Annotated in this window: 14 protein-coding genes; 3 read left to right on the forward strand and 11 right to left on the reverse strand. The window is 59.3% G+C overall.

All coding sequences use genetic code 11. From position 1 onward, the window contains the following. Window positions 1–3: 3 nt before the first annotated feature. Both epsI and xrtB read right to left on the reverse strand, forming a co-directional pair. Entirely contained in the window at window positions 4–693 is a 690-nt protein-coding gene (epsI, locus tag Q7T10_RS18490; protein ID WP_304751047.1) for an exosortase-associated protein EpsI, B-type, read from the reverse strand. Beyond that, window positions 694–1596, reverse strand: coding sequence for an exosortase B (gene xrtB, locus Q7T10_RS18495; protein ID WP_304751048.1), 903 nt, complete (start codon window positions 1594–1596; stop codon window positions 694–696). Between xrtB and Q7T10_RS18500 the strand changes: the two genes are divergently transcribed. Next, on the forward strand, window positions 1589–1999 hold the full coding sequence (locus tag Q7T10_RS18500) for a VanZ family protein (protein ID WP_304751049.1): 411 nt from the start codon (window positions 1589–1591) through the stop codon (window positions 1997–1999). The genes xrtB and Q7T10_RS18500 overlap by 8 nt on opposite strands. Before the next feature lies 1 nt (window position 2000). Here Q7T10_RS18500 and epsG read toward each other — a convergent pair whose 3' ends face one another. The 8 genes from epsG to Q7T10_RS18540 form a co-directional block, all read right to left on the reverse strand. Continuing rightward, window positions 2001–2891 (reverse strand): chain length determinant protein tyrosine kinase EpsG, encoded by an 891-nt coding sequence (gene epsG, locus Q7T10_RS18505; RefSeq protein WP_304751051.1) that lies wholly within the window; start codon window positions 2889–2891, stop codon window positions 2001–2003. Further along, window positions 2888–4291 (reverse strand): chain length determinant protein EpsF, encoded by a 1404-nt coding sequence (epsF, locus tag Q7T10_RS18510; protein WP_304751053.1) that lies wholly within the window; start codon window positions 4289–4291, stop codon window positions 2888–2890. The genes epsG and epsF overlap by 4 nt, the downstream gene beginning before the upstream one ends. A gap of 28 nt (window positions 4292–4319) precedes the next feature. Beyond that, window positions 4320–5138, reverse strand: a complete 819-nt coding sequence (epsE, locus tag Q7T10_RS18515; protein WP_304751054.1) for a polysaccharide export protein EpsE — start codon at window positions 5136–5138, stop codon at window positions 4320–4322. A 57-nt stretch (window positions 5139–5195) separates the two neighbouring features. After that, on the reverse strand, window positions 5196–6155 hold the full coding sequence (locus Q7T10_RS18520) for an EpsD family peptidyl-prolyl cis-trans isomerase (protein WP_304751055.1): 960 nt from the start codon (window positions 6153–6155) through the stop codon (window positions 5196–5198). Window positions 6156–6167: 12 nt separating this feature from the next. After that, entirely contained in the window at window positions 6168–7376 is a 1209-nt protein-coding gene (gene epsL / locus Q7T10_RS18525; RefSeq protein WP_304751056.1) for an XrtB/PEP-CTERM-associated polysaccharide biosynthesis outer membrane protein EpsL, read from the reverse strand. A gap of 3 nt (window positions 7377–7379) precedes the next feature. Next, on the reverse strand, window positions 7380–8801 hold the full coding sequence (locus Q7T10_RS18530; protein WP_304751057.1) for an undecaprenyl-phosphate glucose phosphotransferase: 1422 nt from the start codon (window positions 8799–8801) through the stop codon (window positions 7380–7382). A 172-nt stretch (window positions 8802–8973) separates the two neighbouring features. Further along, a complete protein-coding gene (locus tag Q7T10_RS18535) occupies window positions 8974–9585 on the reverse strand; it encodes a PEP-CTERM sorting domain-containing protein (protein WP_304751058.1) in 612 nt (203 codons plus the stop codon). Between the two features lie 76 nt (window positions 9586–9661). Next, window positions 9662–11203, reverse strand: a complete 1542-nt coding sequence (locus Q7T10_RS18540) for a PhoX family phosphatase (protein WP_304751060.1) — start codon at window positions 11201–11203, stop codon at window positions 9662–9664. 211 nt (window positions 11204–11414) lie between these two features. On the opposite strand from Q7T10_RS18540, the gene phoB reads away from it, so the two are divergent. Then, window positions 11415–12107 carry a phosphate regulon transcriptional regulator PhoB gene (phoB, locus tag Q7T10_RS18545; RefSeq protein WP_304751062.1) on the forward strand — a complete coding sequence of 231 codons (693 nt, stop codon included), beginning with the start codon at window positions 11415–11417 and terminating at the stop codon, window positions 12105–12107. Window positions 12108–12120: 13 nt separating this feature from the next. Here phoB and Q7T10_RS18550 read toward each other — a convergent pair whose 3' ends face one another. After that, entirely contained in the window at window positions 12121–12795 is a 675-nt protein-coding gene (locus tag Q7T10_RS18550; RefSeq protein WP_304751063.1) for a lytic transglycosylase domain-containing protein, read from the reverse strand. 180 nt (window positions 12796–12975) lie between these two features. Between Q7T10_RS18550 and gspG the strand changes: the two genes are divergently transcribed. Then, a complete protein-coding gene (gspG, locus tag Q7T10_RS18555) occupies window positions 12976–13407 on the forward strand; it encodes a type II secretion system major pseudopilin GspG (protein ID WP_304751065.1) in 432 nt (143 codons plus the stop codon). The last annotated feature ends 1 nt before the right edge of the window (window position 13408 follow it).

Consider the following 13408-nt stretch of genomic DNA (forward strand, 5'->3'; position numbering starts at 1 on the left):
TTGCTAGATGGGTGCTTTGCCGATCAGTTTTTCGGCCAGACGGCGATCCATCGACCGAAGCAACTCGCTTGAAAAGGAAATCTGGTCGGAGAAAGCAGTGTCAGTGTCTGAGGAAAGGCTCGATACCCGAAAAAGGTAGCCGTCCGGCACGAAGCCTGAAAATGCGTACTTCAATTGGACAATCTGGCGATCAAGATAGCTGCGCACCAGAGAATCGCCTATGGTGAACCAGTAGGTGACAGGCTCAACCCGAGAGCGCTGTACCGCCACCATTCGGGTCATGGGTATCTCAGTCCCGGTGACCAATATGTTGTCCTGCCGGAGCCCTTGTATTTCAAAGCCCTGTGCCGCATAACATACCTCTTGGCGATGGGCTCGCATTTTTCGGGTTTGCGCCGATCCATACGCCACAGATAGCATGATCCGCGCGCCCTGAGAATTTTTGTAAGTCCTGCTGACAATCTGGTCGTAGGTTTGATCCAGCGTTTCTTGTTGCTCAGGGGATGGTCTTACTGGAGCGACATTTGGATCGACCAGCCAGTCCCCAAAGGCGACTGGAATTGCGCTGGCAAGATCAATTGGTGTCGCAGTGTCCGACAAACGATGTTGTGGGGTGAGCGCAACTGAGGCATAGGATGCGACTAGCATCAAAGCGCACAAGCCGAAAGACTTTAAATGATTCATGGCAAACATTCACTTATCCATGAGTGGTTTTTGCTGCCGCTTGACAGCATATTGAAGGACCGTATCTACCCCAATGATTAGCAGCAATGCAGATAGGAATAGCACCATTCCTGCAAAGCCGTGCAAAAAGCCCTGGCCTGCTGCATCACCAAAGTAGAAGGTGATCAAAGTCAGCGTCATAACCCGTATAACGTTGGCAGTAAATGAAATCGGCACGATCATGACGGCCAGTCCCACGTTTCTGACAAACGAGTCATGCCGCATGAGGTTCAAGTAGAGCAAGCCAAGGGCCTCTAGTGTCAACAGTGTGTGCAGCCCGGCACAGGCGTCGGCCACCAGCAGCATGTATTGGCCAATTTGAAGAATCACGCCGTTGCGGCCAATGGGGTAGCCCGCCCAATACAGCACGTGCTCGGCTACATACGAGACGGCCATTTTCATGGGCATGGTGACGGTGTCCACTACCGGACCTGGCAGGGGCACCATGAACAGCATGAAAAACAATGCAAACCATTGGGCCTTGAGCGCTGCGGTGCCACGCTGCAGCAGCAGCAAAGCCACCAGCAGCCAGACAACGGACCCGATTTCAAACAGGACGATGTCTTGCGAGCGGCCCAATACGTACAACAGCAAGCCAAAGACAAGAATGGGCCAGCCCCATTGACTGGTGGGCGCCCACTGGCTGGCTGCTTCCATGGCAGGCCAGTTGCGGTACAGCAACCACACGGATATGCCCAGCACAATGGGTCCGTGCATTTGTTCGTCCTGACTCCAAATACCCGTGAAGAGGTCGTACAGGCTGGGCCCATACAACACCGCCAGCCCGATAATGATCGGCAGCCAGGTCAACAGTTCGGCGCGCCAGTGAGGAACAGGCTTGCCGCGGTAAATTTTGGGAGTGTAGGTGTTCACAAAAATCTCTTTTCGATACTTGCAGCGCGTGCTAAGGCTGGCAGCCGCGCTGCTCGCCATTGCCCTGCCTTTGGGCTTGTTGATTGGCGGTGCGCAGCCAGTGGCCGTTGGTCTGGTGCCCCCGCCGTGGGACAAGCTGGTGCACGCGGCCGTGTTTGCAGTGCTGGCCGGGGCCATCGGCTATGCCAGTGGCTTGCGGGGTAGGCGCGCGTCGGCACTGGCTTTTTTCGGCGCCTTGACCGTGGGTGTTCTCGACGAGTTGCATCAAATGCGGCTTCCCGGCCGCAGTGCGGGTTGGGACGACCTGGCCGCAGACGCCTTTGGGGCCGCGCTGGGTGCCGTTGCCCTGCTGTGGCGTGAGCGTCTTGAAAACAGGCTGTTCAAGAACCCGTTCGGGCAATAGTTCAAGCATCATTGAGCACCGAGCCCACCAGGGCCACGCCACTGTCTTGCAGGCGGCGGGCCAGCAGGGCGGCCTGAGGCACCAGGCTTTTGTTTTTGCGGGCCACCATCAGCGCAGCGCCTGCGCGGGATGCGATGATTTCCGCATCGGCGAAGTCGCTTCCATTCGGTGTGTCGATCAGGATCACATCAAACTGGTCGCTGGCGGTGAGCAACAACTGGCTAAAGCTGGGCCGGCCCAGTAATTCCTGGGGGTTGGGTGGCACGGCGCCTGCGGGCAGCACGGCCAGGCCGGACAGACCCGGTACCTGTTGGGCGGCCTCCAGGCCCGCGCGGTCGGCCAGGATGCCCGACAAGCCAGCGCCCTTGCCCAGCTTGAACAGGGCATGCTGGCCATGCCCGGGTGTGGCGCGCAGATCGCCATCAATCAGCAAGGTGCGTTGGCCCTGCTGCGCAAACACAATGGCCAGGTTGGCAGCAACAAAGCTGCGGCCATCGCCAGTGCCAGTGCTCACCACAGCCAATGCTTTATGAAGGGGGTCGCCGTTGAACCAGCGCAGCAGGAGCTGGCTGCGTACGGCGCGCAAGTTTTCACCGACGCGGCTGAAGGGCTTGTACGCGGCCACCAGTTCGGGGCTGAGGCTGGTGTCCTGGGCAGACAGGTAGGCGTAGTCGAATTGCTTGGACAGGGCAAAGTCAATGTCTTCCTTTGTGAGCACCTTCAGCGCAATTGCGGCGACGCCAAACTGAAGATTGCCTTGTTGCTGGCGCTCCAGAATGCGCGCGGCGTCTGTGGTGCTGAGACGGCCAGTGGCTACCAGAATGTCGCCAATGGACCGTGCCGCGCCCGTGGCGGCAGCGTGGTGCGACGTGATGCTGGTGACGGTGTTCATGCGTGTGCCCCGGTGGTGGCAGTCTTGGCCAATGTGTTTTGTGTGGCGTGCTGGAGCATGCCTGCGGCCGAGCTGATGGCGCCCAGAACAGGGAGGTCAAGCGCTTCAACCAGGTCTTGTGCCGAGCGCACGCGGCGGTTGGCGAGCTCCAGCATCAGTGCCACGCCGACCCCGAGCAGGGTTCCCAAAAAGATGGAGACCAGTATGTTGAGCAACACCCTGGGCTTGGAGTGGACGGAAGGTGCAGATGCCGGGTTGAGTACCGCGATATTGGTCTGGTTGGTCTGGCTCTCAATGCTGGACTGAGAGGCACGCTGGCTCATGGCTTCAAAGGTGCGCTGGGCGGATTCAATATCGCGGCGCAGCACGTTGAGTTCGTCGCGCTGTTTGTTGAGCACCAGCACGCGGGCCTTTTGAGCGCCCAGGGCCCCTTGCAACTGCTGCTCGCGCTGTTTGCTGACCTGGTAGGTGGTCTCTATGGAGCTCGTGATCTTGCGGGTTTCGGCCTCGAGCTGGGCCTTGAGGGTGGCCAGTTCGGCTTCGGAGCGCAGGGTTTGGGGGTGGTTTTTGCCCAGGTTGATGTTGCTCTCCGTCAGCTTGGCTTCGAACCGGGCAATGTCGGCCTTCAGGCCGTTGACCAGCGGGCTCTGCATGACCTCGGCCACCGTGTCAGCCTTGGCGTTTTGGCGTTTGCTCTGGCTGTCGGTGGTTTGTCCCTGTATTCCAGTGAGCTGGCTGGAGGTCTCGTTGAGTTTGGCGCTTTCAAAGTCAAACCGGTCATCCGCCGAGGTGATGCCATTTTTTTGCTGGTAGGCAGAAAGGGCCTGCTGGGCTTTTTCCAGCTTGGTGCGTGCCGCCCTGGTTTGTTCGTCAAAAAAAGCGGCGTACTGGCGGGCTGGGGCCAGTCTGAGGTCGAGGTTGACGTTGATATAGGCCTGGGCAAAGGCATTGGCTACATCGGCGGCAAAGTCGGGGTCGGTGCCGGTGTAGTTGATGCTGATGACGTTGCTCTCACGCGAAGGCTTTACATCCAGGTTCTTCTGCAACAGGTTGGCCAGCCAATCGATCATTTGGCCCTTGCCTTGCGTGGCCTCTTGCCACTGTTGCTGAATGGCGGGGCTTTGGTCCATGCGCAGCAGCTTGACCACGGCTTTGGCCGTGCGGTCGCTGTTGATGATGTCGATTTGTGTGGCCATGTAGCCGGGTGCCATCATGCCCTGCAGCATGAGGCCGCTAACGGCATCGGGGGATTTGACGTCCACCACCACGGCAGCGCCAGCAGTGTATTGCCTGGGCAGCAGCAGGCTGACCACCACGGTGGTGGCTACCGTCAGCAGCAGGGTGAGCAGCGCGACCTTGTAGCGGGCGCGAAGGATGAGCAGGAATTGTTGGAGTGTCATGGCTGTGGTTTTCGCGTCAGTGCCCGGATCAGAAAATGCTTTCTTTGACGTAAATAACGTCATCGGATAGCACTGGGTCAGTCAACTGGGGTTCGATTTGCTGGATGCTGCCGTCGGTCGTCTTGCGGTGAAGGCGCAGGCGCTTTTCGCTGCCGCGTGCGGTGGGGCCGCCACCTTGTGCCAGGGCCTGCATGACGGTCATGTTTCGTTCAATGCGAAACGAGCCGGGGCGCTGGGCCTCGCCGTAGATATAGAACACCGGGGCACGGTGCACATAGATGCTGTCGCCACCTTGCAGCACGATGTCGTTCTGTATCTTTTCAGACAGGAAGAGGGACGGAATGTCGATCTGCTTTCGGAACGGCTGTCCGTTGCGCACACCGCTGACCACGACGACGTCGTCACCCCCCTGTGTGGCACCGCCTGCGTTGGCCAGCATGTCGCTCAGCCGTGTGTTGGCAGTTTCCAGAGGAAAGCGGCCAGGGCGGTTGACCTGGCCCAGTACGGCTACCTGGTTGCCGCGGATCTGCGTGAGCACAATGTTGACTTGCGGTTTCTGGATGAAGCCGCCTTTTTGCAGCGCGTCGGCAATTTTCTTCTCAGCCGCAGCAATCGATATGCCACCCAGATCAACGGCGCCGATCAGCGGGTAGGTGATGGAGCCGTTTTCGGAGACCCGGGTTTCAATGGTGAGGTCGGGGTTTTGAAACACCTGCACGCGAATGGCGTCGCCTGCACCCAGTGGATAGTCAGGCTTGGCCTGGGCCTGTGCCTGCGCGCTCAGGCCCGCCAGGGCCAGAACGGTGGCCAGCAGAAAATGCGAAATACGAAACAAGCGCTGTGTCATTGGAGAGGTCCAGATAGGAAACGGATGAAAGGCTTTCGGAGGCGGAACGTTTCGGCGTCACTTGAGACCGGCGACACCCTTTTCGAGCGCTGTCGTGGCTTTGCCATCGGTGGCAGGCGCTTGCGCTGTGGTTGGGGCCGCGGGTGTTGCGGCGGTGGGGCTAGCCTCGGCTTTGGCGAATTCACCCATATAGTCAATCTTGGCAGCGCTGCGCAGCTGCTTAATGTTGGCGGCCACGGCTTCGCTGGCCCGCTGGTTGGTCAAAAATTGCTCGATACGGGGCAGTGCGGCTGCCTCGGGAATGGGTGATAGCTGCGACGATGCCACGCGCAACAGGGTGACCGCTTGGGGCCCTTGAATCACCACGCTCTGGCCGTCTTTCAGGGTGTGGATTTGCGCAAGCAGTTCCAGAGGAATTTGCTCAGCGGCGCGTGTGGCGCTACCGCCACCAAACTTGATGTCTTTGCCCTTGAGCCAGGCCGCAGCTTCTTCCATCGATTTGCCGGCTGAGGCAAAGTCACGCAACTGCTCGGTGACGCCTGCTGCTGCAGGAACCAGGATTTCCTGGACGTTGAAAACGCGGCGCTCTGAAAACAGCTGGGGGTGTTCGACGTGGTATTTCTTGATCTCTTCGGGGGTTGGCTTGCTCAGGGCAGCGGCAATTTTCTGCATGTAGGCACGCGCCAGAATGTCGCGGCGGGAGGCTTCGAGCTGCGACACAACTTCGGGCGAGCGGTTGAGTTTGGACTCAGTGGCCTGCTCCACGGCAAGCTGCTGGTCGATGAGTTTCTCCAGCACTTCGCGGCTCATGGTTTGCACGGCCTGGGGCGTGGCGCCCGCGGTGTTGGTGCGGCTGAGCACCTGGTTGATCTGATGCACCGATATCTCTTCAGAGCCCACCCTGGCCGCCACTTGGGTGGCCACTTTTTCGTCGTCCTTTTTGCCGCAGGCGGAGAGCCCCAATGCAAGAGTGGTGGCGAGAACGGATAGCGCGAGACGGGATTTTGATGAAGTCATGATGTGTTGAAGTCAGAAAGTGAATTGAGCAGATAAAGTGGCCATGTTGCTGTCGTAGTCAAGCCCGGCCAGGTTGGAGACGCGTGAGGCGTTTTGCAGCGAGGCGCTGAGGATGAGGCTCTGATAGGGTTGCCAGTCGAATGACAGACTGGTATCGCGCGTGGTGTCGCTGCGCCGGGTTGCGGCCTGGCCTGTGGGCGGCCCCAGATAGTCGCGCTGGCCCACTTCATGGCGCAGGCGAACAACTGCTTTGGGGCTGACCTGCCAGTTGGGACCTACTGAAAGGCGGTCGGTCTGAGAGTAGTTGCTGCTGGCAGTCTGGTAGCTTGATATCTCGCGCACCCAGCCTGCTGTCAGCGTCGATTTTCCGGTGATGGTCCAGTTGAGACTGGCCGCGACATTGTTGCCGCTGTAGTCTCGTTGGGCATAGTGCGGGTGCGTGCGCTTGATATGGGCTGTGCTGACGTCTGCTGTAGTGTTGCCGCTGATGACCCAATGCAAGCGCAGCGCGTTGTCGGTCTGGTTGAAGCCATGGTCGTAAAGCCCCGTCGCGGACGGCGTCCGGTTCAGGTAAGTGCCATTGGCATTCTTGAATGAGTAGCTTATCGAGCTGCCCGAGGCGAAGGAATACCGCAGGCCAATGTCTGCCGACGTTGCGCTGGAGTCACCCTCTGCCAGTAACACTTGCTGGTTGGTCTGGGCCGATTCCGATAGGCCCCCAAGCAGGCGCCAGGGTCCGTCGATCTCATACTCGGCGTCAAAGCGAGTGCTGGTGTTGGTACGCTGGTTGCGTACGGAGAAGCCCTGGTAGTCTGAAAAACTATTGAGGGTTTCCCTGCGCTCAGATGTGAAGTTGCCGTGCAGGCGAGGGGTCAGTGCCCAGCGCCAGGCAGCGTTGTAGTTGTGTGCGGCGAAGCTGAGATAACTGAAATTCTGATACTGGTAGTCAATCAGGTTGAGGTTCAACTCGAAGCGCTGCAAGCTGTAGGCCTTGTTGACGCTGAGGGCTAGCGAGGTGATGCCGATCTGCTCCGCAGCGCTGGATTTTCCAATCAGTGCCATGACATTGGCATCAGCGGGCAGGCGGAACAGGTTGCTGTCGGTCTGCTGCGAGTAGGCGGCACTGAGCTTGAATGTGTCTTCAACTTGTGCCAATGCAGGCGCGGCGCTGAACGCAGTAAGCAGGGCCGAAGTCAGCCAGGAGCGAGGGGGCCGCCGCATGGTTCAGTACGCCTGCTGGTCTTTCAGGACCAGTCGGATGGTTTTGAGAATGATGTGGATGTCCAGCCGCAGCGACCAGTTGCGCAGGTAATCGAGGTCAAAGTCAATGCGACCCTGCATCTTGTCCAGTGTTCTGGTTTCGCCTCGATAACCGTTGACCTGCGCCCAGCCGGTGATGCCCGGCTTGACCTTGTGGCGCACCATGTAACCCTTGATGAGCTTGCGATAGAGTTCATTGTGGGCAACGGCATGGGGGCGCGGACCCACAATGCTCATTCGGCCCTGGAGCACGTTGACAAACTGCGGCAATTCATCGAGTGACGATCGCCGTAAAAACGCGCCCAGACGGGTAATGCGCTGGTCATTTTTTTCCGCCTGCTTGATGGTGCCGCCGTCTTCGGTGACGGTCATTGAGCGGAATTTGTAGATCAGTATTTCTTCACCGTCCTGCCCGTAGCGGCGCTGTTTGAAAATGACGGGCCCGGGCGAGTCCATCTTGACTGCAACCGCGATCACGAGCAGCAAGGGAGAAATCAATACAAGGATCAGCAGTGACAGAACAATGTCACTGATGCGTTTGAGTGCACCGTTGGCACCTTTGAATGGTGTGTCGCAGACGGAAATGATCGGCATGCCGCAAACAGAGCCTGGTTGGCCCTGGATCAGGTCGGTGACGAACATGTCAGGTACAAAATAGATTGACGCTGTGGTGTCTTTGAGTTCATCCAGAACCTGCAGAATGCGCGGCTGCGAGGCCATTGGCAGCGAGAGGTAAATTAGCTGGATGCGGTTGGCCTGTACCAGGCTGGCCAAGTCGCTCAGCTTGCCGAGCAGGCTCTGTGGCGAGGGGGAAGTGAGGCGGTCGGCGCTGCGGCTGTCGACGAAGCCGGTGAGCTCGATTCGGGCGTAGGGCGAATTCTTGATTTTTTCAGCCAGCGCCAGGCCTTGCTCATTCATGCCCACAATAATGGCGCGCTGCCGGGGGCCCTGTAGTTCGAGCAGCATTGGTGCGGCGATGCGCAGCACAAAGCAGGCGCCCAACTCGGTCAGTGGTGCCAGCCACAGCCAGGTGATCAGCGCCTGTTTCGAGAACTCCCGGTGATAGCCGGTAGCGAAGCCGGTAATCAACAGCAAGCCGGCGACTCCGGCCCAGTTAATGGCAATGTCGGCAATCAGTGCAGGTATGGAGGATTGCAGCCGTGCTTGACCGGGAAAGGTGAGGGCAAACACGATGACAGAGAGAATCAGGTAGGGCGGATAGATTTCACCCTCGAAGTAGTAGGCCAGTGCCCACAACGAAAAGACAAACGCACCTGGGCCGACGACGGATTCAAAAATGCTGAGCAGATTGTCTCTGCCCAGTGAGGCAGGCACTGGCTGCTTGTTCAGTGCCGCAGCCGACAGCGTGAGGTGGGTCTTGGACATTGTTGACGTGGGTTTCGCTCGAGGCTACGTATCGCATGATTTCGGCTAAGCGCTGCAGTAAATCATTTGCATGTGACAAGGGTGTGTCATGCTGAAACAGGGCCTGCAAGCGCAAGGGCCGCAGCAAGCTGCGGCCCTTTGTTTCGGGACTGAGGAATGTCCCAAGGGGAATTTACATGCGGTTGCGGCGGCGACGAGCAATGCCCGCCATCATGCCCAGACCGGCCAGCAACATGGCGTAGGTCTCAGGTTCTGGCACTGCGGTGACCGTGATGCCAAAGGTTGAGCCTGAAGTGACGGCGGAGAAATCGATGGCCCAGTCAGCCTGACCATCCTGTGCCAACGGATTGCCGAAGTTGACGGCATAACCCTCGCCCGTCGAGAACCAGCTCGAAACCAGATCTGCCGTCACGCCGGTACCGCCGACCACGCCGAACGCCGGAGTAACCGTGCCGTTCGGAGTGATGAACACCGCACCACCGGTCAGCTTGACGGTGAGACCGTCAAAGTTGTAGCCGGCGAAGTTGTTGATCAGGGCGTTGAAGCTCATGGTCGACGCCACTTCATCGCCAATGGTGATGAAGTTCAGGGTTGCTGCGGTCAAAACGCCGAAGTTGATATCGAACGACTGCGCGGCATCGGCGCCGTAGGACACGACGGCGTTGCTCGCCGACGCGCTGCTGAAGGTCGCTCCGGTGTACTGCACCGCATGCGCTGGTGCAGTCGCGAGAGCCGCGGCAAGCAGGGCTGCGCCGGACAGAAGAGATTTAATTGACGATTTCATAACCATTGTTCCTTTAAGAAGTCTTGCCAAGGGTGTCCGGCAGCGGCGTAGACGCTGTCGCCGGACGATTCCGGATTTACAGCGTGCCCTTTGCCCATGGGCCGGTAATTGCCAGCGTGATGCCGGGGGTGTATAGATTGACGAACAGCACTCGGCCATCGGGGCTGAAAACCGAACCAGCCCATTCGGTGTTGCGCCGGTTGCCGGCGGCGACGTTGGGTTTGCCTGCAGCAGTCAGTTGGGCGGCGGTGAAGTTGAAGTTGTGGTTCGCAAACTCGTAAGAGCTGCCATCCGGGCGCAATGCCATCAGGCGCTGCGCCGACACGCTGATGGTCTGGCCGCTGGCGTTGAGACCGGAGCCGCTGCCGTCCTCGTTGAACAGGATGCCGCCGCGCGGGCTCACGCACAGGTTGTCGGGCGAGTTGCCCACCGTGATGTCGTTGCTGACGAAGATTGCCTTGAGCACATTGCTTTCAAGATCCAACGCCCAAATACGGCCGGCGCGGATGGGGTTTGAGGTGACCTGCTTGTCTGTAAAAAACACCGTGCCGTTGGCGACCCAGCAGCCTTCCGTGGCCCCGAAGATGGCCGCACCGTTGGCATACGCCTGGAGGTAAGGACCGCTGGCCGACACGTTGCCGACAACCGACGCGAGCGTCGCGCCGTCCTGGTCGGGGTTGGCGATGTCGGCCCATTCCACTTCGAACTCCTGGCACAGCGTGGGCAGGCGCAGATCTGCATTCATCACGTTTTTGACCCGGAGCCCTTGGAGCACGCCACCGCTGTGCAGCGAGTTCAAACCGCCGTCAAGATCTGTGGGACGGAAGCGGTAGAGCGTATTCGCGCTGCCTTGGTCTTCGGTCAGATACCAGTAGCCCGTGTCCGGATCGAGCGCCGAGGCCTCGTGTGCCATGCGGCCCATGTCCAGAATCGGATCGGTGTTTGCCGCAGTCATGCTGGTGTCGGCTGGCACTTCGAAGACATAGCCGTGCCTCTTGCCGGTGCTACTGACGGCATTGGTGCGAATTTCTTCGTTGGTCAACCACGAGCCCCAGTTGGAGGAACCACCCGCGCAATTACGATACGTGCCGCCGAACGAGGCGTAGCTCTCGACCCAATTGCCATCACGAAATACCAGGTTGGTGGTGCCACCCGCCTGGTAGTTGGTGCCGGTCAGGCCGATGTCGTGTTTGGCGACTGACGATTTGCCTGCACCCAGGATGCCAGAGGCGCTTGTGCTGTAGCTGCGCTCGTGGTTGCGTACCAGCACGATCTCGGTACTGCGGCCCACCTTGCGAGTGCGCACCAGGCCCATGCCGTCATGCGCTGCAGGTGTCAGCAGCCCGTCGGACATCACGTCACCGGTCCAGCCATAGGACTTGTAGCTGAAGCCCGCCGGCAGCTGAATCAGCGGGAGGCCGGTGGTCAGATCGTTAACGGGAGCCACTGCGCCATAAGGGCTGGCGCCGAGCGTTGAGGCAGTGGCCGGCACGCAGGTCGAGGCTTCGGCAACGCGGCTGGCCATGGCGACAATCGGCCCGCCGAAGGCGGCAAATACGGCGGCCGAGCCGCCCTTGAGAACACCACGGCGTGAATGGGAGATGTCGGATTCGTGCACAGAGAAACTCCTGATTGGGTTGAGATGCGAAACATTGCTTGACGATTGTCAAATTGGAGGATTACGAACGGATGAACGCCGTCTTGGCCGCGCATAGTCCGAACGGACCGGCTGACCATCAATTCCGCGCAAGGGCTTGGCTTGTTGAATTCATGAAACCGTCATCTGCATGCAATAGGCTCACGGTTTTCCCAGAAAAATAGAACCATTCATGGCAGCGCAAATTCTTGTAGTGGAAGACGATCCGGACATTCAGGAGCTGATCGTGGTTAACCTGAGGCGTGCCGGCCATATTGTTCAGTGCGCCGCCGATTCCGAGGCTGCGCACGGCCTGGCACGTGCGGCTGTGCCGGACCTGATGCTGATCGACTGGATGCTGCCTGGCATGTCGGGCATCGACCTGGCCCGCATGCTGAGATCCGATCCACGCACGCGCGACGTGTCGATCATCATGCTCACGGCGCGCGACGAGGAGCGCGACAAGATCACCGGACTCGAGGCCGGCGCCGATGACTATATGACCAAGCCGTTCTCCCCCCGTGAACTGCTCGCCCGAATCACCGCCGTGTTGCGCCGCCGCGTACCGCAAGCCACCGAAGGCTCGGTCGAGATTGGTGGGCTACGCCTCGACCCGGCGGCCCAGCGCGTTACCGCCGCAGGGGCCGAGGTTGCGCTTGGGCCGACAGAATTTCGATTGCTGCATTTCTTCATGACCCACGCCGATCGGGTATACAGCCGCGCGCAGCTTCTCAATCAGGTGTGGGGCGATCAATTCTTTGGTGAGGAGCGTACGGTAGACGTTCACATCCGTCGTTTGCGCGCCGCGATGGAAGAGGGTGGTCACGATGCCTTGATCCAGACAGTGCGTGGCAGCGGCTACAGCTTCTCGGCGCGCGCGCGATGAGATTCACCTGCGATCAGTTGACTGATCCTTGATTTCTCTTGCGCAAAAGTTCATAGGTCTGGAGCACGGCCGGGACGTAGCGGGCAGTCTCTGCGTAAGGTGGAATACGCCGGCCATGCGCTAGCACGGCACCGGCGCCAGCGTTGTAGGCGGCCAATGCCAGTTCCTTGTTGTCGGAGAACTGATTGAGCAGATTGCGAAGGTGGTGTGCGCCGCCCCGCAAGTTCTGCGCCGCGTCAAACGGATCAGCTACGCCATAGTGGCGCGCGGTCGCCGGCATGAGCTGCATCAGGCCGAGCGCACCCTTGGGTGAAACGGCATTCGGGTTGAATCCGGATTCGATCTTGACGACCGCGTGCAGTAGGTCGGCCTCGATCCCACTGGCCTGTGCCGCAGCCGAGATTTCCAGGGCAAAGTGGCGTCTCGCATCATGCGGGTCTCGGCGTGGCAGCGACTTCGATGACGATGGACGCGCTTCCACGCCAGTGCGAAGCAGCAGGCGGAAGCGGGGATCCGAGGGTTGATCACTGAAATGGGACGTGCCGTCTTCGGCTACGAAATGGAAGACGTCGGCTGCCGCAGGCGTCGTCGCGCACAGACTGATAGTGAATAGCGCAGCCGCCAGCAGATGGTTGGTGCGATGCAGCTGTTCGACGCTCGACAGGTTTTGACAATAAGCGATGGTCACGAAGTTGATTCTGACACCGTGATGTTGCGGAAATATTTCAACGCTCACTCGCAGTTGTGTAACGTCTCCGTCACACAAGGTACATAGACTGCCCATCAACGTTTGAGAGTTTTCTCAGACACCGTAGCGCAGCCTTGCTACCAACAAGATGGGTTCATGCCTACGATGACACGACCGCATATGAAACTGACTCGACCCCAATTCACCAGGCACGACGCCGGATTCACCTTGCTCGAACTGCTGGTGGTCATGGTCATCATCGGCATGCTGGCCGGTTTTGTTGCGCCGAAGTTTTTTGCGCAGATTGGAAAATCCGAGACAAAGACGGCACGTGCACAAATTGACGCGCTGGAGAAGGCGCTCGATCAATATCGCCTCGACGTGGGCCGCTATCCGACCAGCGAGCAGGGCCTGGCGGCGTTGAACGAGCGTCCGGCGGGCGAAGCCAAATGGTCGGGCCCCTATCTCAAGAAGACGGTGCCACTGGATCCATGGGCGCATGCCTATGTCTACAAATTTCCTGGCGAGCACGGCGAATACGATTTGCTCTCCTACGCGAAGGACGGTCAGCCAGGTGGCAGCGGCGACGCGGAAGACATTGTCAGCTGGTGAC

This window comes from Rhodoferax sp., assembly GCF_030646845.1.
Taxonomy (GTDB): domain Bacteria; phylum Pseudomonadota; class Gammaproteobacteria; order Burkholderiales; family Burkholderiaceae_C; genus Rhodoferax.